Source organism: Pseudonocardia sp. (assembly GCF_050246655.1).
GTDB lineage: Bacteria > Actinomycetota > Actinomycetes > Mycobacteriales > Pseudonocardiaceae > Pseudonocardia.
This window is the reverse complement of record NZ_JBFWVQ010000003.1, coordinates 136,432-156,794: the sequence shown is the minus strand read 5'-3', so window position 1 is coordinate 156,794 and position 20,363 is coordinate 136,432. Positions and strand designations below refer to the sequence as shown.

General features: G+C 74.0%; 20 protein-coding genes. 9 read left to right on the top strand and 11 right to left on the bottom strand.

What is annotated here, in order from left to right; translation table 11 throughout:
* Window positions 1-447 precede the first annotated feature (447 nt).
* The gene (locus AB7J25_RS02245; RefSeq protein WP_428504423.1) at window positions 448-711 is read right to left on the bottom strand and encodes a hypothetical protein; all 264 of its coding nucleotides are present in this window, start codon (window positions 709-711) and stop codon (window positions 448-450) included.
* A 304-nt stretch (window positions 712-1,015) separates the two neighbouring features.
* On the opposite strand from AB7J25_RS02245, the gene mdo reads away from it, so the two are divergent.
* The 5 genes from mdo to AB7J25_RS02220 all read left to right on the top strand — a co-directional run bounded on the left by mdo (window position 1,016) and on the right by AB7J25_RS02220 (window position 6,662).
* On the top strand, window positions 1,016-2,308 hold the full coding sequence (gene mdo / locus AB7J25_RS02240) for an NDMA-dependent methanol dehydrogenase (protein ID WP_428504421.1): 1,293 nt from the start codon (window positions 1,016-1,018) through the stop codon (window positions 2,306-2,308).
* An 83-nt stretch (window positions 2,309-2,391) separates the two neighbouring features.
* Window positions 2,392-3,627, top strand: a complete 1,236-nt coding sequence (locus AB7J25_RS02235) for an AAA family ATPase (RefSeq protein ID WP_428504419.1) — start codon at window positions 2,392-2,394, stop codon at window positions 3,625-3,627.
* A gap of 15 nt (window positions 3,628-3,642) precedes the next feature.
* The gene (locus tag AB7J25_RS02230) at window positions 3,643-5,175 is read left to right on the top strand and encodes a VWA domain-containing protein (protein ID WP_428504417.1); all 1,533 of its coding nucleotides are present in this window, start codon (window positions 3,643-3,645) and stop codon (window positions 5,173-5,175) included.
* A 106-nt stretch (window positions 5,176-5,281) separates the two neighbouring features.
* The gene (locus AB7J25_RS02225; RefSeq protein ID WP_428504415.1) at window positions 5,282-6,220 is read left to right on the top strand and encodes a methyltransferase domain-containing protein; all 939 of its coding nucleotides are present in this window, start codon (window positions 5,282-5,284) and stop codon (window positions 6,218-6,220) included.
* A gap of 19 nt (window positions 6,221-6,239) precedes the next feature.
* Window positions 6,240-6,662 (top strand): VOC family protein, encoded by a 423-nt coding sequence (locus AB7J25_RS02220; protein WP_428504413.1) that lies wholly within the window; start codon window positions 6,240-6,242, stop codon window positions 6,660-6,662.
* Window positions 6,663-6,685: 23 nt separating this feature from the next.
* Here the strand turns inward: AB7J25_RS02220 and AB7J25_RS02215 are convergent, their stop codons facing one another.
* The 3 genes from AB7J25_RS02215 to AB7J25_RS02205 form a co-directional block, all read right to left on the bottom strand.
* Window positions 6,686-7,270: a DUF5134 domain-containing protein gene (locus tag AB7J25_RS02215; RefSeq protein WP_428504411.1), complete on the bottom strand. Its 585-nt coding sequence runs from the start codon at window positions 7,268-7,270 to the stop codon at window positions 6,686-6,688.
* Between the two features lie 179 nt (window positions 7,271-7,449).
* A complete protein-coding gene (locus AB7J25_RS02210; protein ID WP_428504409.1) occupies window positions 7,450-8,568 on the bottom strand; it encodes a DUF418 domain-containing protein in 1,119 nt (372 codons plus the stop codon).
* Window positions 8,561-9,154, bottom strand: a complete 594-nt coding sequence (locus AB7J25_RS02205) for a hypothetical protein (RefSeq protein WP_428504407.1) — start codon at window positions 9,152-9,154, stop codon at window positions 8,561-8,563. Before AB7J25_RS02205 ends, AB7J25_RS02210 begins: the two co-directional genes overlap by 8 nt.
* Window positions 9,155-9,264: 110 nt before the next feature.
* Here AB7J25_RS02205 and AB7J25_RS02200 point away from each other — a divergent pair, with 110 nt between their 5' ends.
* Both AB7J25_RS02200 and AB7J25_RS02195 read left to right on the top strand, forming a co-directional pair.
* Window positions 9,265-10,518, top strand: coding sequence for a sensor histidine kinase (locus tag AB7J25_RS02200; RefSeq protein WP_428504405.1), 1,254 nt, complete (start codon window positions 9,265-9,267; stop codon window positions 10,516-10,518).
* Window positions 10,515-11,192 carry a response regulator gene (locus AB7J25_RS02195; RefSeq protein ID WP_428504403.1) on the top strand — a complete coding sequence of 226 codons (678 nt, stop codon included), beginning with the start codon at window positions 10,515-10,517 and terminating at the stop codon, window positions 11,190-11,192. Before AB7J25_RS02200 ends, AB7J25_RS02195 begins: the two co-directional genes overlap by 4 nt.
* Window positions 11,193-11,206: 14 nt before the next feature.
* Here AB7J25_RS02195 and AB7J25_RS02190 read toward each other — a convergent pair whose 3' ends face one another.
* The 4 genes from AB7J25_RS02190 to AB7J25_RS02175 form a co-directional block, all read right to left on the bottom strand.
* A complete protein-coding gene (locus AB7J25_RS02190; protein WP_428504401.1) occupies window positions 11,207-11,737 on the bottom strand; it encodes a hypothetical protein in 531 nt (176 codons plus the stop codon).
* A gap of 100 nt (window positions 11,738-11,837) precedes the next feature.
* The gene (gene thiC, locus AB7J25_RS02185; protein WP_428504399.1) at window positions 11,838-13,490 is read right to left on the bottom strand and encodes a phosphomethylpyrimidine synthase ThiC; all 1,653 of its coding nucleotides are present in this window, start codon (window positions 13,488-13,490) and stop codon (window positions 11,838-11,840) included.
* A gap of 133 nt (window positions 13,491-13,623) precedes the next feature.
* Window positions 13,624-14,481 carry a bifunctional hydroxymethylpyrimidine kinase/phosphomethylpyrimidine kinase gene (gene thiD, locus AB7J25_RS02180; RefSeq protein WP_428504397.1) on the bottom strand — a complete coding sequence of 286 codons (858 nt, stop codon included), beginning with the start codon at window positions 14,479-14,481 and terminating at the stop codon, window positions 13,624-13,626.
* Window positions 14,482-14,498: 17 nt separating this feature from the next.
* Entirely contained in the window at window positions 14,499-14,927 is a 429-nt protein-coding gene (locus AB7J25_RS02175; RefSeq protein WP_428504395.1) for a nuclear transport factor 2 family protein, read from the bottom strand.
* 63 nt (window positions 14,928-14,990) lie between these two features.
* Here AB7J25_RS02175 and AB7J25_RS02170 point away from each other — a divergent pair, with 63 nt between their 5' ends.
* Window positions 14,991-16,514: an HD domain-containing phosphohydrolase gene (locus AB7J25_RS02170; protein WP_428504393.1), complete on the top strand. Its 1,524-nt coding sequence runs from the start codon at window positions 14,991-14,993 to the stop codon at window positions 16,512-16,514.
* 82 nt (window positions 16,515-16,596) lie between these two features.
* Here AB7J25_RS02170 and AB7J25_RS02165 read toward each other — a convergent pair whose 3' ends face one another.
* Together AB7J25_RS02165 and AB7J25_RS02160 are read right to left on the bottom strand one after the other, a co-directional pair.
* On the bottom strand, window positions 16,597-17,409 hold the full coding sequence (locus AB7J25_RS02165; protein ID WP_428504391.1) for an ABC transporter permease: 813 nt from the start codon (window positions 17,407-17,409) through the stop codon (window positions 16,597-16,599).
* On the bottom strand, window positions 17,406-18,392 hold the full coding sequence (locus AB7J25_RS02160) for an ATP-binding cassette domain-containing protein (RefSeq protein WP_428504389.1): 987 nt from the start codon (window positions 18,390-18,392) through the stop codon (window positions 17,406-17,408). Before AB7J25_RS02160 ends, AB7J25_RS02165 begins: the two co-directional genes overlap by 4 nt.
* Window positions 18,393-18,454: 62 nt before the next feature.
* Here AB7J25_RS02160 and AB7J25_RS02155 point away from each other — a divergent pair, with 62 nt between their 5' ends.
* Entirely contained in the window at window positions 18,455-19,420 is a 966-nt protein-coding gene (locus AB7J25_RS02155) for a helix-turn-helix transcriptional regulator (protein WP_428504387.1), read from the top strand.
* On the opposite strand, the gene AB7J25_RS02150 is transcribed toward AB7J25_RS02155, so the two are convergent.
* Window positions 19,417-20,322: a S1C family serine protease gene (locus tag AB7J25_RS02150; RefSeq protein ID WP_428504385.1), complete on the bottom strand. Its 906-nt coding sequence runs from the start codon at window positions 20,320-20,322 to the stop codon at window positions 19,417-19,419. The genes AB7J25_RS02155 and AB7J25_RS02150 overlap by 4 nt on opposite strands.
* Between the last annotated feature and the right edge of the window lie 41 nt (window positions 20,323-20,363).

Sequence of the window (20,363 nt, the reverse complement as noted above, 5' to 3'; positions counted from 1 at the left end):
GTCCTGGGCGGCGCACCGCCCCGCGTGAGGCGGCCCGGCGCTGGGCCCGCGTCCGGTCCGCGCTTCCGGAGCGGTCACGGCGGCGTCGACCACCGCGGCCGTCCGGCGCCCGCCGGGCCCGCGCCCCTGGCCCCCGCGGACCTGCCTTCGCAGGCCCGTACCACGCTCCGCAGACGCTGCAGCCTCTGCGAGGCGCTCCTGAGCCCTGCGAGGACGCCATCGCCGCGCCGAAGAGGCCATCGCCGCGCCGCACACCGAGGCCACAACTGCCCGGCCGCCGCGGCTCCCAGCGGCCCAGCCGCCCCGCGCCCCGGCCCCCGCGGACCTGCCTTCGCAGGCCCGTACCACGCTCCGCAGACGCTGCAGCCTCTGCGAGGCGCTCCGAAGCCCTGCGAAGAGGCCATCGCCGCGCCGGCCCAGCCGCCCCGGCCGCCGCGCCCGACCGCGTCAGGCCGCGTCGCTGCTGACGACCGGCGGGCTCGGCATCGCGAGCACCTGCCGGGCGAGCCGGGGGATCAGCGCGTCGTCGCTGCCCCGGTAGCCGAAGTCCGCGTACGCGACGAGCTCGCGGGCGAGCACCTCACCCACCGGGCCCGGGTAGACCCGCCGGGCGTGCGCGGCGGCCGCCCGCAGGCGGGAGCACTCGTGCCGCTGCAACGGCTCGGCCGTCGTCGCGCCCTCGAACCACCCCGGCGGTTGCCCGCCGGTCACGTCCGCAACCCCCCGTTACCCATACGAAAGGATAGGCACGCCCCTGCCCGTACGGACAGGGCAGCCGCGATCGGCGCACGTCGCGGGGGCACTCGGAGCGGTCATCGCCCGTCCGTGCCTCGATTCCCGACCACCTTCCTTCCGCCCCCACCCACGTTCCTTCCGCCCCACCCCCCTCCCCCCGCCCCACCTGCCCGACCGGAGGGGGGACGGCCCGGCACCCGCGACGGTATTGCTGGGCCCCGCGCCACAGCGGCCCTAGCGTCGGCCCCGAACCCGTCCGCCTGCACCAGAAAGGGCTGCCATGCAGGTCGAAGAGATGCTTCCGCTGTTCCCCATCAAGGAGTTCCACCCGTTCCCGCGGGGGCTTCTGGGGCCCGGCTCCCACGAGATCATCGGACCGGAGGCGCTCAAGCTGGGCTTCAAGAAGACGCTGGTGATGACCTCGGGCCTGCGCGGCTCGAACATCATCGAGAAGATCGTCGGCTCGCTCAAGTACCACGGCCTCGACGTCGTGGTCTACGACAAGGTCGAGTCGAACCCCAAGGACTACAACGTCATGGACGCTGTGGCCCTCTACCAGCAGAACAACTGCGACAGCTTCGTCTCCATCGGCGGCGGCTCGTCGCACGACGCCTGTAAGGGCGCCCGCGTCTCGGTCGCGCACGACGGCCGCAACGTCAACGAGTTCGAGGGCTTCAACAAGTCCGAGAACCCGAAGAACCCGCCGCACATCGCCGTGTCCACCACGGCCGGCACGGGTTCGGAGACCTCCTGGGCCTACGTCATCACCGACACCACGACGGACCCGAACAACCCGCACAAGTACGTCGCGTTCGACGACGCGTGCGTCACGAGCCTCGCGATCGACGACCCGGTGCTCTACTACTCCTGCCCGATCGACTACACCGCCCAGTGCGGCTTCGACGTGCTGGCGCACGCCTCGGAACCGTACGTCTCGCGGATCAACTTCCAGACCTCGCTGGGCAACGCCCTGCACGCCATCAAGCTGACCGCGGAGAACCTGCGCGAGGCCGTGTGGAACCCGCAGAGCCTGCCCGGCCGCGAGGGCATGATGTACGCCCAGTACATCGCCGCCCAGGCGTTCAACTCCGGTGGTCTGGGGATCATCCACTCGATCTCGCACGCGGTGTCGGCGTTCTACGACACCCACCACGGCCTGAACAACGCGATCGCGCTGCCGCGCGTGTGGGCGTTCAACATGCCGGTGGCCTACAAGCGGTTCGCCGACATCGCCCGCGCCATGGGCCTCGACACCCACGGGCTCAACGACGTGCAGGCGGCCGAGGCCGCGCTCGCCGCGGCCATCCGGCTGCTGCGCGACGTGGGCATCCCGGAGCGGTTCGTCGACGTCAAGCAGGACTCGTACTCGAAGAACCGGCTGGGCCAGGGCCCGACCAAGTTCTACGAGAACGCGAAGGTCATCACGGGTGACGACGCGGACGTCGACCGCCTGACCAACCACGTCCTCGGCGACGCCTGCACCCCGGGCAACGCGAAGGAGTGCACGTTCGAGACGGTCCGCCCGGTGGTCGAACACTGCATGACCGGCGACCTGGACGACCTGCTCACCTAAGTCCCGAGTACGTACAGTCGAGGGGCGCCGGTTTCCGACCGGCGCCCCTCGCCCCGGTAGCGAGCGTTTCGGAACGGAGCACGATGTCGCAGTTCGAGACCGTCGACGAAGTGGTCAGGTTCGACTCGGTCGACGAGGTCGTCACAGCGCTGGGCGAGCAGGGCTACATCGCCGACACGCGCCTGGCCACCACGGTGTTCCTCGTGACGCGGCTCGAGAAGCCACTGCTCATCGAGGGGCCCGCCGGCGTCGGCAAGACGGAGCTGGCGAAGGCGCTCGCCGCGGTGAGCGGACGGAGGCTGCTGCGGCTGCAGTGCTACGAGGGCCAGGACGAGACCAAGGCCCTCTACGAGTGGGACTACGGCAAGCAGCTGCTGTACACCCAGATCCTGCGGGAGAAGATCGGCCAGGTCGTCGCGGACGCCCCGGACCTGCACGAGGCCGTCGAACGCATCGGCGCCCAGGAGTCGGTGTTCTTCTCCGAGCGGTTCCTCGCGCCGCGCCCGCTGCTGGAGGCGATCCGCGCGCCGGAGCCGGTCGTCCTGCTCATCGACGAGGTCGACCGCGCGGACGAGGCGCTGGAGGCCGTCCTGCTGGAGACCCTGGCCGAGTACCAGGTGTCGGTGCCCGAGGTCGGCACGTTCACGACGAAGCAGCCGCCGTACGTCATCCTGACCTCGAACAACACCCGCGATCTCTCCGCGGCGCTCAAGCGCCGCTGCCTGCACCTTTTCCTCGACTACCCCTCGGCGGACCGCGAGCTGGAGATCGTCCGCTCGAAGAACACCGGCCTGCCCGAGGCGCTCGCCGCGCAGCTCGTCGACATCGTGCGCGGGCTGCGGGAGCTGGAGCTGCGCAAGTCGCCGTCGATCTCGGAGACGATCGACTGGGCGCGCACGCTCGCCGTCCTCGGGGTCGAGGAGCTGAACGCGACGATCCTGTCGGACACCGCGTCCGTCGTCGTGAAGTACGACAAGGACGTGCGCAAGGCGATCGGTGCGCTGCCGCGGCTGGTCGACCCGAACGCGACGATCCCCGAGCACGGCCACGGCCACGGGCATGGACACGGCCACGACGGCGGCCACTCGCACGACGAGCCGGCGCACCGCGCCGTCGACGACACCGAGGACGAGCCGAGCGAGGTCGACGGCCGCGCGATCCGGGCCGCGAAGGACCAGGCCGGCCGGTTCGGCCACACCTACGGCTCGAACCCGCTGGGCGTCGGGCTGGGCGAGAAGGCGGCGAAGGCGCCGAAGGTCCCGGCCGAGCGGGGCTCGCGCAGCTTCGGCGCGGGCCTGGGTCGCAAGCGCGCGCTCTAGATCGGGCCGGTCGACATGGAGAACGCGCTGCACCGGTTCGTCCGGCTGCTCCGCCTGCGTCAGGTGCGGATCTCGATCCCCGAGGCGCTGGACGCGATGGCGTGCGCGCGCCAGCCGGGGATGCTCGCCGACAAGGCGCACCTCAAGGCGGCCCTGCGCGTCGCGCTGATCAAGGACCGGCGCGACGAGGAGATCTTCGACGAGATCTTCGACCAGTTCTTCGCGCTGGTGAGGGTCGGCGGGCCGGACACGGGCCACGGCCACGGGCACGGCCACGCCGATCTGTCCGACGAGGGCGAGCTGCAGGACTTCACGCTGTCGGAGGAGCCGGGCGACAACCCGCAGCAGGGGCACACCCACGGCAAACCCGTCGACATCCGGGAGTTCTTCAACCCCGAGGACCTGGCGCAGCAGTACAACCTGCACCAGGAGGCGAACAAGCTCGACCTCGCGGCGATGACCGAGGAGATCATCCTCTCGAAGGACAATCAGTCGAATCTCAGCGAGGGCAACCGGGTCCAGATCGAGACGGACCGGCTGCACAACGCCGGCGCGCCCGGGCAGATCTCCCAAGCGCAGGGCACGAAGGTGGACGCCGATCTGTCCGTCGCCGAGCAGGAGGCGCTGCTGGGCTGGCTGAACGAGGTCGAGGAGGAGATCGGGCAGGACGGCGACGAGTCGGACGCCGCCGCGCTGCGCCGCCGGCTCACCGGGGTGCTCGCCGGGCTCCCCGAGGCGATCAAGAAGCACCTGGAGGCGCTGCTGGCGCTGGAGAGCCGGATCGTCGAGGGCGCCGAGGAGCGGCGGATCGCCGAGGTCGACCGGGTGGGCGAGCACGAGCGGATGGAGCTGGAGGAGTCGTTGCGCCGGCTCGCGCGCTCGCTGCACGGCGGGCTCACGCACAAGCGGCGGGTCGCCCCGCGCGGGCGGATCGACTCCGGGCGGACGATGCGGCGCAACATGCGGTTCGACGGCATCCCGTTCGCGCCCGTCACGGTCCAGCGGGCGGAGGACAAGCCGCGACTCGTGGTGCTCACCGACGTCTCGCTCTCGGTGCGGGCGACGGCCCGCTTCACCCTGCACCTCGTGCACGGCCTGCAGAACCTGTTCGGGCAGGTCAGGACGTTCGCGTTCGTCGCCGACCTGGTCGAGATCACCGACCTGTTCGAGGACCACCCGGTCGAGCAGGCGCTCGGGCTGGTGTTCGGCGGCGACGTCCTCGACGTCGACGCGAACTCCGACTACGGGCAGGCGTTCGGGACGTTCCACGAGGAGTTCGGGTCGGCGGTCAACCGGCGCACGACCGTCATCGTGCTGGGGGACGGGCGCGGCAACAGCAACGACCCGAACCTCGAGGCGTTCGACGAGATCACCCGCCGGGCGCGCGAGACGATCTGGCTCACCCCCGAGCCGCGGTACTCGTGGGGGCTCGGCGGATGCGACCTGCCGCTCTACGCCGAGTACTGCACGCGCGTCCGCGTCGTCCGCGACCTGACCGGGCTGGAGACCGCGGCCCACGAGATGGCGACGGACCAGGTCGGCCGGTGATCTCCGCCGCTCCGCCGCTCGCCCCCTCCCCCGCGAGTTCCGCATCCCGCGGCCGCGAGTTGCGCATCTCATCAGGCCGTCTTGCGCGATCCGTCGGGCCGGACCGGTGACGCTCGCGCCGCCGCGCCTGTGGCTCGACGGTGGCCGCGTCCGGCACGCGATCGGCGCGGACACGATCAGCAACGACCTCGCCGACTGGATCGCCGAGGACCTCGTCGCGCCCGGGCTGATCGGGCCGTCGGAGTTCGAGGCGGTGTTCGTCGAGGCGGTGCTCGCCGTTGATGCGGACCCGGCCGTCGCGTGGACGGCGTTCTACCGCAACACGTTGGCCGCGCTCGGCCGCGGGGAGGGCGCGGGCACGAACGCAGGCATGGCACCGGTGCACGCGCGGGCCGTCGAGCTGGCGGTGGGCCCGCACGTCGTGGAGCTGGGGTGCTGCTTCGGCTTCCTGTCGCTGCGGCTGGCGCGGGCCGGGTTCCGGGTGACGGCGGTCGACCTCGTGCCGGGGACGGCGCGGCTGCTCGGCTCGGTCGCGCCCCGGCTCCTGGCCGAAGCCGCCACACGCCCTGATGAGATGCGCAACTCGCGGCGGTGGGATGCGGAACTCGCGGCGACGAGATGCGGAACTCGCGGGGGGACGGGCAGGGGGACGGGCGGGGGGACGGGCAGGGGGACGGGCAGGGGGACGGGGAGGGGGACGGGCAGAAGGACGGGCGTACAGAGGGCGGGCACCCCGGGGACGGTGACGGCGCTCGCCGGGGACGCGTGCGCCGTCCCCCTGGCCGACGGTGCCGCCGACACCGTGTTCGCGGTGCACCTCCTGGAGCACCTGCCGCCCGCGCTCGCCCCGGTGGTACTGGCCGAGATGCTGCGGGTCGCCCGCCGCCGCGCCGTCGTGGCGGTGCCGTTCGAGGACGAGCCGAACCCCACCTGGGGCCACGTCCGCACGTTCGACCTCGCAGCCCTGGACGCGCTCGGTGCCGCCACCGGGTGCCCGTACGCGGTGGCGGAGTTCCACGGTGGCTGGCTGGTCGTCGACGCGTGATCGGTGCGAGTATCGCTCCGTGCCCATCACCGGCGGGATCAACCACATCGCCACCCTCACCCCGGATCTGGACCGGCTGATCCGGTTCTACTCCGACGCCTTCGAGGCGACGGTGACCTTCGAGATGGCTGCCGAGGGCGACCACCCGCGGATGGCGATCATCGACCTCGGTGCGGGCGGCGCGCTCAACGTCTTCGAGGTGCCGGACGAGTCCATCATCGGTGCCCGGCGCACGCTGGGCGGCCGCGGAGCCATCGACCACTTCGGCATCGCGGTGGACTCCCACGCCACCCTCGCCGGGCTGCGCGAACGGATGGTGGCGGCCGGCGCAGAGACCGGGGAGATCCAGAAGCTCGGCGGCGAATGGTCGCTGTTCTTCCGGGACCCGGACGGCATGGAGCTCGAGGTGTGCGCGCCGTCGGGTCCGGACGATCCGGCCTGATCGGGCACCCGGTCCCGGCGGGATCAGGCCGCGACGAGCATGACCGCCATCGCGGCGCTCATCGCTATGCGTGCGGGACGTAGCAGGCGCACCAGCGACGCGGACACCGCGACCGCCACGGGCCCGCCGTCCGTGCGGGGCTCGCGCGCCACGTCCGGTGCGGGGCTCGACAGCGTGCGGGCGACGTCCGCCACGAACCAGGCCGTGAACGTCAGCGCCACCACCGCAAGCAGCAGGGAGGCCCCGCCCGCTCCCGCCGCCGCCCCGTGGTGGTGCCCGCCGCCTGCGGGCGTGCCGGGGGCCGCGGCCGGGGTGAGGACCATGAACAGCATCGCGGCGGCGCCGACGAGGTGGTGCACCCCGTGCCCGGCGAGGCTGCGCTCCCGCGCCGCCGCGGCGGCGGCCCACACCGCCAGCGCGCCGAAGGCGCCGAGCCAGACCCAGCGGGGCAGCGGATCGGCGGCCGGGACGAACATCGCGGCCATCCCGAGCCCCATCACACCGTGCGCGACGGCCTCCCCGAGCCGCCCGGACGCGGTGCCGAGGTGGAGCACGCCGACGGCCAGGCAGACGAGCGCGAGGACGACGTCGATCACCTGGCTTCCCATCGCACCCCGCCCGCTCGCCCCGACACGTTTCCGACGACGGTAGGTGACGGGCCGGTCACCGACAATACGGAGACGGGGTACCCGTACGGCAGTGACCTGCGGATTTCAGCCCTCCGGGGATCAGCGGTGCGCCCTGCCGCGGGGCGTGCGGGTCAGCTCGGGCGAACCCGCCGCCCGGGTCAGCGCACGGGCACCGGGACCGCGGCGCGCCCGGTGAGGCGGTGCAGCACCAGCTCCAGCGGCCCCCGGTCGAAGCGCCGCAGCCACAGCACGGCGAAACCCGCACACACCGCGCACACCACGGTCCACAGCAGCACCACGAACAGCGGATCGCCGCCGAACCGGGCCGCGAGGCCGAGCCCCCAGCCGTAGCAGAGCACGCTCGCGACGACGTTCTGCAGCACGTAGCACGACAGCGCCGTCCGCCCGACGGCTGCGAGGGCTCGCTGCCCCGCGCCGGCGCGGACCCGCAGCACGACCTCGGTGACCAGGCCGAGCAGGCCCAGCGCGACCAGCGGGGGGACGAGGTAGCGGTCCAGGAGGAACCAGTCGGCCCCGCCGAGCGCGGTGAGGACGGTGAGCGGGCCGCCGACCCCGAACCCGGCGAGCATCAGCCGTTGCCGTAGCCGCCACCCCGCGTCGGTGTCGGCGAACGCCCCGGCCCGCAGCAGCCGCGAGCCGGCGAGGAACAGCACCACCGCCGACGGCACGATCAGCACGATCTCGGCGCGCAGCAGGCCGAACGCGGCGACCCGGGTCGCGACCTGGCCCGTCCAGCTCGCTGTCGCCTCCGGCCCGACCGGAGACGGGCCGGGGTCCGGCAGCGCGAACAGCGCCGCCGTCCCGAGGGCGAGCAGCGCCACGTACACCGCGCCGACGCCGCCGACCCACCACCGCACGACCCGGTCGCTGCGCCCGATCAGGTACGCCACCACCATCGACGTGATCGCGTAGCCCATGAGCACGTCGAACTCGAACACGAGCAGGTAGTGCAGCAGCCCTTCGACGAACAGCACGGCGGAGCGGACGAGGTAGCGTCCCGGCCACGGCGTGCCCCGCCGCTCCGCCGACCGGTACTGCAGCTCCATCCCGACGCCGAACAGCAGGGTGAGCAGCGCGAGGAACTTCCCGTTCGACACCGCGCGCAGCGCCGCCTCGACCCCGCCCGCGGCCGTGCCGCCGTCGGCGATGAACCCGAGCGGCCCGCCGGGGTGGGCGAAGAGCCAGACGTTGGTGGCGAAGGTGCCGAGGATCGCGACCCCGCGCAGGACGTCCAGCGACGCGATCCGCTCACGCATCGGCGTGGTCCCGCTCGCGCGGTGGGGCGAGCGTCACCCACAGCGGCCAGCCGACGAACCAGACCACCACCACGACTCCGAGTCGCCACGCCCACTGCCACAGCGGGTCGCCAATCCACTCCCCCGGCGACGGCACGCCGGTGCCCGCGACGAGAGCGGTCGCGGCGAGCACGGCGACCGTGATCGCCCAGGCCAGCGCGGCCTTGCCCCACTCCCGCCACTCGTAGGCGACGCGCGCGCCGCCGTGACGCGGCGGGCGCGGCGGGGGCGGGCCCCCTGCGAAGCGGTACGCGAACCGGGTGTCCGCCCAGCGGATCACCGAGTGGCCGAACGCGACCGTGACCCCGAGGTACACCGCGGCCAGGCCGTGCGTGAGCCCGGGCGGCGTGCCCCGCCCGACGTCGACGAGCGAGGCCGTCACCAGCACCACGTCCACCACCGGGACGGCGATGAGCAGCCATGCGCTCATCCGCGGTAGCCGCAGCAGGTAGCGGGTGGCGAGACCGGCGCCGACCAGCACCCAGAAGGCCACCTCGCAGGCACCGATGAGCAGGACGAGCGGGTTCTCGACGAGGAAGGTCGTCATGGTCGTCCACGCTGCCCGCGGGCGGTGCGGGCGGCGTCGGGCGCGGGACCGATCTTCGCGTACATCCTTCGAGGGACGTGATCCCCCGCCCGGCGTGCTGTCATGGGGACGTGCCGGCGCGACGGGATCTGCTCATCGCGGCTGCCGTCCTGCTCGTGGGCGGCGCGCTGGTGCTCCTGCTGCCCGAGGCCCGGATCCCGGTCAGGGGCATGGACGGGGCCGCGGATCGCGCGCTGTCGCCGCTCGCCGTCGCCCCGCTGGTGCTCGCCGCGGTCGCCGAGACGCAGCGGCGCCGCCGTCCGCTCGTCGCGCTCGCGGTGGGCGGGGTGGCGCTCGTGGCGGGCCCGTTGCTGGTCGGCTGGGTGGCGCTGCCCGTCGTCGTCGCGGGGTACGACCTGCTGGGCTGCGCGGTGCTGCACTCGTCGCCACGCACGAGCCGCGCCGTGGTCGCGGCGGCGGGTGCGGTGGTGGTCGTGGCGACGGTGGTCGCGCTGGTCGCCGGCGGTCCGGGGGCGGCGCTGCGGACGGCGCTGAACCTCGGCCTCGCGCTCGGCATCCCCATCGCCTGGACGATGGAGGTGCGCTGGCACCGCGAACGCGCCGAGCTGCAGCGCCAGCGGGCGGACCAGGCCGAACGCCTGGCGACCCTGGAGAGCGCGGCGGCCGTCGCGGCCGAGCGCGCCCGGATGGCCCGCGACCTGCACGACGTGGTCGCGGGGCAGCTCTCCGGGATCGCCGTGCAGTCGGCGGCGGCGCTGAACCTGCCCGACGCCGATCCGGCACTGCTGCGCCGCGTCCTCTCCTCCGTGCGGCGGGACTCCGTGGCCTCGCTCGCGCAGATGCGCACGATGATCGGGCTTCTCCGCGACGACTCCGCCGGCGCCGACCGCACCGTTCCCGGCGGGCTGGACCTGCTCGACCCCGTCGTCGTCTCCGCGCGCGAGGCCGGGCTGCGCGTCGAGGTCACCGATCGGCGCGGCGGGCCCCCGCCGCCCACGGCGACGGACCGGGCGGCGCTGCGGATCGTGCAGGAGTCGCTGACGAACGCCCTCAAGCACGCGCCCGGCACCGCCGTGCGGATCCTGCTGGACGACGCGGGCGGGCCGCTGGTGGTCGAGGTCACGAGCGGCCTCGTGCCGGGCCACGGCGGCGGGGAAGGCACCGGCACCGGACTCACCGGCCTCGCGGAGAGGGCGCGGTTCGTCGGCGGGACGTTCGCCGCGGGCCCGCGGGACGGCAGCTGGCGGGTGCGGGCGGTGCTCCCGGCGGGCGGTGACGCGGCCCCCGACCCGCCGTGTCCCGCCGACGAGGCGTACCGCGCCGCCGCAGCGGACCCTGAGGCGGTCCCGGGGAGGCGGACGTGACGGAGCCTGCGAGGTCGCCCTCGGGCGCGGCCCCGCCTGCCGTGCGTGTCGTCGTCGCCGACGACCACGTCGCGGTCCGCACCGGGCTGGTCATGATCCTCGACTCCGCGCCGGACATCACGGTGGTCGGCGAGGCGGCGGACGGGCTCGCCGCCGTCGAGATCGTCCGGTCGAGCCACCCGGACGTGGTGCTGATGGACGTCCGGATGCCGGGCATCGACGGCATCGAGGCCACCCGCAGGCTCCGCGACCTCAGCGAGATCCTCGTGCTCACCACGTTCGACCTGGACGACTACGTCGACGAGGCGCTCGCCGCCGGGGCGGCCGGGTTCCTGCTCAAGTCCGTCGAGGCACCTGCACTGCTCGCCGCGGTGCGCTCGGTGGCACGCGGGGACGGGGTGCTGGCACCGGAGGTCACGCGGCGGCTGATCGACCGCCTCGCCGCGGGCGGGCGCCGCCCGGTGCGGCCCCCGGGCCTGGACGAGCTCACCAGCCGCGAGACCGACGTCCTCGCGCTGCTCGGCCAGGGCCTGTCCAATGCGGAGATCGCCGCGGACCTGGTGATCACCGAGGCGACGGCGAAGACACACGTGTCGCGCGTGCTCGCGAAGCTGGGGCTGCGTTCGCGCGCGCAGGCGGCGGTCGCGGCCCGCGATGCGGGGCTCGCGGGCTGACCGTCGGCCTGCTCCTACGGCGCCTCGACGCCCTGCATCTCGGCACCCTCCCGGCCGTTGCGGGCCTCCTGCAGCGTCGAGATCCACTCGGCGTCACCGTCGGCGTAGACCGCCACGGCCCCGGCGAGCAGCCAGAGCAGCGACGGCATGAAGTCCGGCCCGAGCCCCTCGGCGTACGCCGCGATCTCCTCCACGCCCGCCTCGCTCACGAGCGCCTCGCTCGTGTAACGGGCCCGCAGCCGCGGCCGCTTCCCGAGGTTCTCCTCGATCCAGGAGAGGATCTCGGCGACCCGGTCCGGCCGGTCCGCGAGCGCCTCGCGCACCAGCGTGATCTGGTGCAGCAGCAGGTACGTGGCCATCATCGCGGCCGGGTTGCCGCCGTCCGGGCTGGGCGTGCGCATGCCGGTCTCGACGATCGCGAACACGGCGTGGCGGGCGGCGTCGGGCGTGTGCTCGTCGACGGTGACCTGGACGGCGTCGCGCAGGGCGGTCGCGACGGCGTCGGCGGCACGCGCCACGTCTGCCTGCTGCTGCTTGTCGAGCACCGCGCCTCCTGCTGTCGTGGGCCGGGTCGGGCGGCGCGAGCCTAGCCCCGGCGGCCGCCGGACGTCCGGCGGCCGGGGTCGGAACCCGCCCGGCGGGCGGTCACCGCGGCTCCAGCGGCAGGTACACCCGCGCACCCCCGGCCGCGAACTGCGCCGACCTCTCCGCCATCCCCGCCTCGATCGCCTCGACCGAGGTGAGCCCGTGCTCCTCGGCGTAGGCCCGGACGTCGGCGGTGATCCGCATCGAGCAGAACTTCGGGCCGCACATCGAGCAGAAGTGCGCCGTCTTCGCGGGCGCTGCCGGCAGCGTCTGGTCGTGGTAGGCCCGCGCGGTGTCCGGGTCGAGGGAGAGGTGGAACTGGTCCTCCCAGCGGAACTCGAACCGCGCCGCGGACAGGGCGTCGTCGCGGACCTGCGCGTGCGGGTGCCCCTTGGCCAGGTCCGCGCTGTGGGCCGCGATCCGGTAGGCGATGACGCCGACCTTGACGTCGTCGCGGTCCGGCAGGCCGAGGTGCTCCTTGGGCGTGACGTAGCAGAGCATCGCCGTCCCGTGCTGGGCAATGACCGACGCGCCGATCGCCGAGGTGATGTGGTCGTAGGCCGGCGCGATGTCCGTGGCGAGCGGTCCGAGGGTGTAGAACGGCGCCTCGCCGCACCACTCCTCCTCCAGGCGCACGTTCTCCGCGATCTTGTGCATGGGGACGTGGCCGGGGCCCTCGATCATCACCTGCACGTCGCGGGCGCGCGCGACGTGCGTCAGCTCGCCGAGCGTGCGCAGCTCGGCGAGCTGCGCGTCGTCGTTGGCATCGGCGATCGACCCCGGCCGCAACCCGTCGCCGAGCGAGAAGGTGACGTCGTAGCCGCGCAGGATGTCGCAGAGCTCCTCGAAGTGGGTGTAGAGGAACGACTCCCGGTGGTGCGCGAGGCACCACGCCGCCATGATCGAACCGCCCCGGGAGACGATGCCGGTCACCCGCTTCGCGGTCAGCGGGACGTGGCGCAGCAGCACTCCCGCGTGCACGGTCATGTAGTCCACGCCCTGCTCGCACTGCTCGACGACGGTGTCGCGGTAGCTCTCCCAGGAGAGCTTCACGGGGTCGCCGCCGACCTTCTCCAGCGCCTGGTAGATCGGCACGGTGCCGACGGGCACCGGCGAGTTGCGCAGGATCCACTCGCGCGTCTCGTGGATGTCGCGGCCGGTGGACAGGTCCATCACGGTGTCGGCGCCCCACCGCGTGGCCCACACCATCTTGTCGACCTCCTCCTCGATCGAGGAGGTCACCGCCGAGTTGCCGATGTTGGCGTTCACCTTCACCAGGAAGCGCTTCCCGATGATCATCGGCTCGGACTCGGGATGGCGGCGGTTGGTCGGGATCACCGCCCGTCCGCGGGCCACCTCCGAGCGCACGAGCTCGACGTCGCAGCCCTCCCGGATCGCGACGAACCGCATCTCCGGCGTCACGATCCCGGCGCGGGCGCAGGCGAGCTGCGTGACGGCCCCGCCGACGGCCGCACGGGCCGCGATCCACGGCGCGCGCAGCGCGGGCAGCCCGGCCCGGACGTCCACGGTGGCGGACTCGTCGGTGTAGGGCCCCGAGGTGTCGTAGACGTCGAGGTGCTCCCCGGTGCTCAGCCCGATGCGGCGGACCGGGACGCGAAGGCCGTCCGGACCGTCCAGGTGGGCCTTGCGCGAGCCGCTGATCGGCCCGGTGGTGATCTCCGGACGCGCGCGGCTGTCGTCGAGCACGGTCATGTGCTGCCCCTCCCGGCGCCGGCATTACCCGGCGGGTTCGACGGTCGGCGGCGGGTAGCCGCCCTCTCAGCCCACTCCCGTGAGCTCCCGTTGGATCACCTCGACCGTAACCCGGCGAGCGTGGATCGGCCTGTCACCCGATCGGGGAGTCCTCCGCCCACCAGGGCCGCACCGTCCACAGCGACGAGACGGGCCCGTGCCCGCCGCCGAGCGCGTAGGACCGGCGCACGGCCTGCACCATGTACCGCTTCGCGAACCCGACGGCCTCGGGCACCGACGCCCCGCGGGCGAGGAACGCGGCGAGCGACGCGGCCATCGAGTCGCCGCCACCGTGGGTGTTCTCGGTGTCGAACCGGGGGCCGGGGAGCTCGGTGAACTCGCTCCCGTCGTAGAGCAGGTCCAGGCACCCGTCGGCGTCGGCCTTCAGGTGGCCGCCCTTGACAAGCACGTACCGAGGGCCCATCGCGTGGAGCACCCGCGCCGCCTCGTACTGGCCGTCCCGGTCGCGCACGTCCACCCCGGCGAGCAGGCGCACCTCGTCCAGGTTCGGCGTGGCCACCAGGGCCCGCGGGAAGAGCAGGTCGCGGTAGGCGTCCAGGGCGGAGTCGGCGAGCAACGGGTCGCCGTGCATGGACGCCGCGACCGGGTCGACCACCAGCGGGACGCCGTCCCCACCGATGCCCACCTGATCGCAGGCGGCCACGATCGCCTCGATGATGTCGGTGGTGGCGAGCATGCCGGTCTTCACGGCGTCCAGCCCGATGTCCGAGGCCACGGAGACGATCTGCGCGGCCACCGTGTCCGGCGGGATCGTGTGCACCCCCGTCACGCCGACGGTGTTCTGCACCGTCACCGCCGTGACCGCGACGCAGCCGTGGACGCCGCACGCCGCGAACGTCCGCAGATCGGCTGCCGCCCCGGCACCGCCGCCGGAATCCGTTCCGGCGATCGTCATCACGCGGGGTGGTGTCACGCCGACGGTCAGCTCCATGGCCCGACGGTAACCCGCTACGCGAACGCCGCGATCGACTGCCCGCTGTCCTCGGAACCCCGGAAGAACACGATCTTCCCGTCGGCGAACCGCCACCAGTGCTGCATGTACATCGAGGCGGTCCGCCCGGTCGCGTGCACGGTGTAGGTCCAGTGGATCGTCGTGTACACGTCGGTCTCGTTCGCGGCCGTCCCGACCAGCTCGAACTCCGTGACATCGACGTTCTTCGCGATCGCCGCGAAGAACTGCGGCACCGCAGCCTTCCCGCGGAAGGGGCCGTACCAGGGCACCGCCGTCCCCGAGGCCTCGGCGGCCCAGTCGACGTCGTCGGCCAGCTCGGCGAGCACGGCGTCGAGGTCGCGGTCGCGGTAGGCGGCGTAGAGGCGCTGCACGGAGGCGAGGTGGCGGTCGGTGTTCGTCATGCGGTTCGTCATGCGGTTCGTCATGCACCGACGGTCCCGCCGACCGGCCGCTGGCCGCGTCGGGAGAACTCCCCATATCGTCGCGCCGTGGCCGTCACCCGCGCGGAGATCGCGGCGCTCCTGGCCGCGGCGCAGGACCACGCGTTCGGCCAGCCGCCCGGGGCCCAGCTGCGGGCCACCGTGCTCGGCCAGCACCTCGCGCGCGCGGCCGGCGAGGACCTCGCCACCACCTGGTGGACGTCCGCGCTGCGCTTTCTCGGCTGCACCGGGCACGCCTACGACACCGCCGTCGTGTTCGGCGACGAGATCGAGCTGCGGGCCCGGTCGCTGCGGATGGACGCCGCGAACCCGGCGGAGGTCCTGCGCGTGATGATCGAGCGCGCCGGGCCGGGCACGTCCGGGCTCGGGCGGCTGCGCGCGGTGCTCGCCGTCCTCGCGGGCGGGCGGAAGGCCGCGGAGCTGAACTTCCGGATGGCCTGCGAGGTCGCGGACGCCCTGGCCGCCCGCCTCGGCCTCGACGACGCGGTGCGCACCGCGCTCGCGGCGAACTTCGAACGCTGGAACGGCGCGGGTCTGCCGGCGGGGGCGCGGGGCACGGCGATCCCGCGCCCGATGCGGGTCGCGCAGCTCGCACAGGAGCTGGAGGTGTTCGCGCGGATCGAGGGGATCGACGCGGCGCTCGCCGTCGTGCGCCGCAGGCGGGGGCGCTCCTACGACCCGCAGCTCGCCGACCTCGTGCTCGCGCACGCCGCGGGCTGGTGGGCCGAGGTGGAGGCGGCTGATCCGTGGTCCGCCGCACTCGCGCTCGCCCCGCCGTGCGTGCCGCTGGACGCGGCGGCGACCCGCGAGGCACTGCTCGTCCTCGCCGATTTCGCCGACCTGAAGTCGCCGTGGTTCGGCGGCCACTCCCGGGCCGTGGCCGAGCTGGCCGGGCGCGCGTGCGGCCCGGCGGCCGAGGCGGCGGCGCTCCTGCACGACCTCGGTCGCGTGGCGGTGCCGAACACCGTCTGGGACAAGCCGGGCCCCCTCACCCGCGACGAACGCGACCGCGTCGAGACCCACCCGCTCGTCACCGACCAGCTGCTGCGCCGCGTGCCGCACACCGCCGCGCTGGCTGCGACGGCGTGCGCCGCGCACGAACGCCTCGACGGATCGGGCTACCACCGCAGGCTCGCGGGGGCACAGCTCGACGACGCGCAACGGGTGCTTGCCGCCGCCGACGTCTACCAGGCGCTGGTGTCCGACCGTCCGCACCGGGCTGCGCTCGCCCCCGCGGACGCCGCGGCCGCGCTGCGTGCCGCAGCCGCGGCGGGACGGCTCGACGCCGAGGCCGTGGAGCGGGTGCTCGCCGCAGCGGGCCACCGGCGCGCCCGCCCCCGCCGTCCCGCGGGGCTCACCGCCCGCGAGGTGGAGGTGCTGCGCCTGCTCGCCCTGGGCCTGACGACCCGGCAGGTGGCGCAGCGGCTGACCGTCTCGCCGAAGACCGCCGACCACCACGTCCAGCACGTCTACGCCAAGATCGGCGTGTCGACGCGCGGTGCTGCGGCGCTGTTCGCCGTCGAGCACGGGCTGCTCCGCGACGGGGCTGGCGAGACGCGCAACTCGGGCTGACGAGACGCGCATCTCGTCCTGACGAGTTGCGCAACTCGCCCCGGCGAGTTGCGCAACTCGCGGCTACCCGGCCCGGCCGCGGCTACTCGGCGCTGCGGACCATCACCCGGATCCCGACGACCAGGCCGGCCGCGGCCGTCGCCAGCGCGGCGACCCAGCCCCACGCCACCGTGCCGGACACGATCTCGCCGGCGAAGAGCGCGCGCTCGGCGTCCACGACGTACGCCAGCGGATTGGCCACCGCGACCGCCCGCATCCAGCCCGGCCCGGTCTCCAGCGGCAACAGCATGCCGGAGAGGATCATCAGCGGGAACAGCAGCGTCTGCTGCACGGCCCAGAACATCCAGTCCTGCTTGCGCACCGCGATCGCGAGCGCGTAGCTGAAGGACCCGAGCCCCACGCCGAACACCGCGAGCAGCAGCAGGCCGAGCACCGCGCCGGCGAGGTGGAGCTCGAAGTCGAACGGCATCATCACCGCGACGATCACCACGGCCTGCGCCGCGAGCGGCACCATCTCCTTGAGCGAGCGCCCCACCAGCAGCGACGGCCGCGAGAGCGGAGTGACGAGCATCCGCTCGTGGGCACCGGTCTGGAACTCCCAGAGCAGGTTCGCGCCGACCGTCGAGGTGCCGAAGAGCGCCGTCATCACGAGGATCGACGGCACGAACCACTGCCAGACGCTCCCGCCGAGCGCGTCGGCCTGCGAGCCGAGCGAGCCGACCAGGAGCGGGCCGAACAGCACCAGGAACACGATCGGCTGGATCAACCCGAAGATCACGGAGAACGGGTCGCGCAGCACGGGCCGCAGCTCCCGCTGCAGCACGATGGCGGTGTCCCGGGTGAATGCGGCGGGTCCGGAGCGGCCGGTGGTCGCGAGCGCGGTCAGCGTGGTCATCGGGGCACCTCCGCCGTCTCGGCCGGGTCGGGTTCGGATTCGGTCCCGCCGGCCTCGCGCAGGCTGCGACCGGTCAGGGTGAGGAAGACGTCGTCGAGGGTGGGCCGGTGCACCTGTGCGGTGGTCACCCGCAGCTCGCCCGCCGCCCGGAGCAGGTCGGGCAGCGCCGACGGGCCGTCCGCGACCCGCGCCTGCACCCGCTCGCCCGTCACGGTGACGTCGCGGGCGCCGGGCAGGTTCGCCACGAGCCGGGCGAGCGCGGCGGGATCGCCTGCCGTGACGTCGATCCGGTCGCCTGCGAGCTTGGCCTTGAGCGCGTCCGCGGTGTCGTCCGCGATCACCTGCCCGCGGTCGACGACCACGACGCGCTCGGCCATCGTGTCGGCCTCGTCCATGTAGTGGGTGGTGAGCACGATCGTCATGCCGTGCTCGGCGCGCATCCGGGCGATGTGGTCCCACAGGTTGGCGCGGTTCTGCGGATCGAGGCCCGTGGACGGCTCGTCCAGGAACAGCAGCGACGGCGCGTGTACCAGCCCGATCGCGACGTCCAGGCGCCTGCGCTGCCCGCCGGAGAGCGCGGAGACCTTCCGGTCGGCCAGCTCGACGAGGTCGAAGGCCTCGAGCAGGTCGCCGCGGCGCCGCCGCGCCTCGTGCCGGGACAGGCCGTAGATCCGGCCCTGGGTGTCCAGCTCGTCGCGGGCGCGCTGGTTGTGGCCCGCCCCGTTGCCCTGCCCGACGTAACCGATGCGCCTGCGCACGCCGGCCGGATCGGCGACGACGTCGCAGCCCGCGACGGTGGCGCTGCCGGACGTGGGTGCGATGAGCGTGGTGAGCATGCGCATGGTGGTGGTCTTGCCCGCGCCGTTCGGCCCGAGGACGGCGACCAGCTCGCCCGGCTCGATGTGCAGGCTGATCCCGCGCACGGCGTGCACGGTGCTCTTGCCGGTCGGGAAGTCCTTCACGAGGTCTCTCGTCTCGATCACGTCGTCCACGGTATCCGGCACAGGTGACAGTTCCTGTCCGCAATGGCGGCAGAATCGGATCCATGGCCAACACCAGCTCCCGGACGCTGCGGCTGCTCTCCCTGCTGCAGACGCACCGCTACTGGCCCGGCTCGGAGCTGGCGGACCGGCTCGGCGTCTCCGTGCGGACGCTGCGGCGCGACGTCGACCGCCTGCGCGAGCTCGGCTATCCCGTCGAGGCCCAGCGCGGGGTGGACGGGGGCTACCAGCTCGCGGCAGGCGCTGCGCTGCCCCCGCTGGTCGTCGACGACGAGGAGGCCGTCGCGCTCGCCGTCGGGCTGCAGGCTGCGGCGCAGGGCGGCGTCGCGGGCATCGCCGAGTCGTCGGTCCGGGCGCTGGCGAAGATCGTGCAGGTGATGCCGCCGAAGCTGCGCCGGCGGGTGGAGACGCTGCGCGCGGTGACCGAGCCGGTGTCGTTCGGCGGCGGCCCGGCGGTCGACCCGGCCGCGCTCACCGTCGTGGCCCAGGCCTGCCGGGACGCCGAGCGCCTCGAGTTCGGCTACACCGCGGCCGACGGCGCGCGCACGCAGCGCCTCGCCGAGCCGCACCGGCTGGTCGCGTTGGGCAGGCGCTGGTACCTCGTCGCCTACGACCTGCACCGCCACGACTGGCGCAGCTTCCGCCTGGACCGGCTCACCGAGCCGCACCGCACCGGCGCCCGGTTCCGGCCGCGCGAGCTGCCCGCCGAGGACGCGGCCACCTTCGTCCGGGCCGGGATGCGCAACATCCCCGCCGCGTACACCGTCGACGTGCTGGTGCACGCGCCGGCCGACCGGGTCCGCGGGCACATCGGCCGCTGGGCGGAGATCACGCCGGCGGACGGCGAGGACGGCTCGCAGCGCTGCGTGATGCGGATGACGGTGGACTCCCTGGACTGGCCGCTGTTCGCCCTCGGCGGCGTCGGCGCGGACTTCGAGGTGCGCAACCCGCCGGAGCTGGCCGAGCTCGCCCGGGAGTGGGGCGAGCGGTTCACGCGCGCCGCGGGCTAACCCAGCTCGGTCGGCACCGCCACGACGTCCACCATCGCGCCGTTGCGCAGGACGGTGACCGGCAGCGGCACCCCGATGGCCTCGTCGAAGAGCTGCCGCTGGATGCCCTGGGCGTTCTCGACCGGCCTGCGGCCCACGTCGAGCACGAGGTCGCCCGCCCGCAGCCCGGCCCGCGCGGCCGGGCTCCCGGCGATCACCTCGGCCAGGCGGAGCCCGCTGCGCCGGCCGTGGCGGTCCGCGACGGCGGCGGGCACCGGTGCGGGCGCCCCGACGACGCCCAGGTAGGCCCGGCGCACCCGACCGTCGGCGAGCAACGTCCTGATGATCCGCCGCGTGGTGGCGTTGACGGGAACGGCGAGCCCGAGGCCCACCCCGGCGACCGCGGTGTTGATCCCGACGACCCGCCCGCTCGAGTCGGCGAGGGCGCCACCGGAGTTGCCCGGGTTCAGCGCGGCGTCGGTCTGGATGACGTCCTCGACCACGCGCGCCGCCCGCCCGCTGCGGGTGGGCAGCGCGCGCCCGAGCGCGCTCACCACACCGGCCGTCACCGACCCGGCGAGCCCCAGCGGGTTGCCGACCGCGACGACGAGCTGGCCCACGACGAGGGAGTCGGCGTCCCCGAGCCGCGCGGGCTGCGGCAGCGCGTCACGGGGGGCGCGCAGCACGGCGAGGTCCGACAGCGGGTCCGCGCCCGCCACCGCGACGTCCGCGCCCGCGCCGTCCACGAACTCGACGCGGCCGCGGCGGGAGTCCCCGACGACGTGCGCGTTCGTCACCAGCACCCCGGGTTCGACGACGACCGCCGAGCCACTGCCCCGCCCGGACCGCACCGCGGCCACCCGCCCGGTCAGCTCGGCCGCGACGGCACTCACCGCGCGCGAGTAGGCGTCCAGCTCCTCCACGGCCCGACCTCCCGATTACACACTTTCAGGATTTCGAGCGT

What these genes read in the sequence shown, in the direction of transcription:
- mdo (WP_428504421.1), top strand. Translation starts at nt 1,016, where the DNA reads ATGCAGGTCGAAGAGATGCTTCCGCTGTTCCCCATCAAGGAGTTCCAC.
- AB7J25_RS02235 (WP_428504419.1), top strand. Translation starts at nt 2,392, where the DNA reads ATGTCGCAGTTCGAGACCGTCGACGAAGTGGTCAGGTTCGACTCGGTC.
- AB7J25_RS02230 (WP_428504417.1), top strand. Translation starts at nt 3,643, where the DNA reads ATGGAGAACGCGCTGCACCGGTTCGTCCGGCTGCTCCGCCTGCGTCAG.
- AB7J25_RS02215 (WP_428504411.1), bottom strand. Translation starts at nt 7,270, where the DNA reads ATGGGAAGCCAGGTGATCGACGTCGTCCTCGCGCTCGTCTGCCTGGCC.
- AB7J25_RS02210 (WP_428504409.1), bottom strand. Translation starts at nt 8,568, where the DNA reads ATGCGTGAGCGGATCGCGTCGCTGGACGTCCTGCGCGGGGTCGCGATC.
- AB7J25_RS02205 (WP_428504407.1), bottom strand. Translation starts at nt 9,154, where the DNA reads ATGACGACCTTCCTCGTCGAGAACCCGCTCGTCCTGCTCATCGGTGCC.
- thiC (WP_428504399.1), bottom strand. Translation starts at nt 13,490, where the DNA reads ATGACCGTGCTCGACGACAGCCGCGCGCGTCCGGAGATCACCACCGGG.
- thiD (WP_428504397.1), bottom strand. Translation starts at nt 14,481, where the DNA reads ATGGAGCTGACCGTCGGCGTGACACCACCCCGCGTGATGACGATCGCC.
- AB7J25_RS02175 (WP_428504395.1), bottom strand. Translation starts at nt 14,927, where the DNA reads ATGACGAACCGCATGACGAACCGCATGACGAACACCGACCGCCACCTC.
- AB7J25_RS02165 (WP_428504391.1), bottom strand. Translation starts at nt 17,409, where the DNA reads ATGACCACGCTGACCGCGCTCGCGACCACCGGCCGCTCCGGACCCGCC.
- AB7J25_RS02155 (WP_428504387.1), top strand. Translation starts at nt 18,455, where the DNA reads ATGGCCAACACCAGCTCCCGGACGCTGCGGCTGCTCTCCCTGCTGCAG.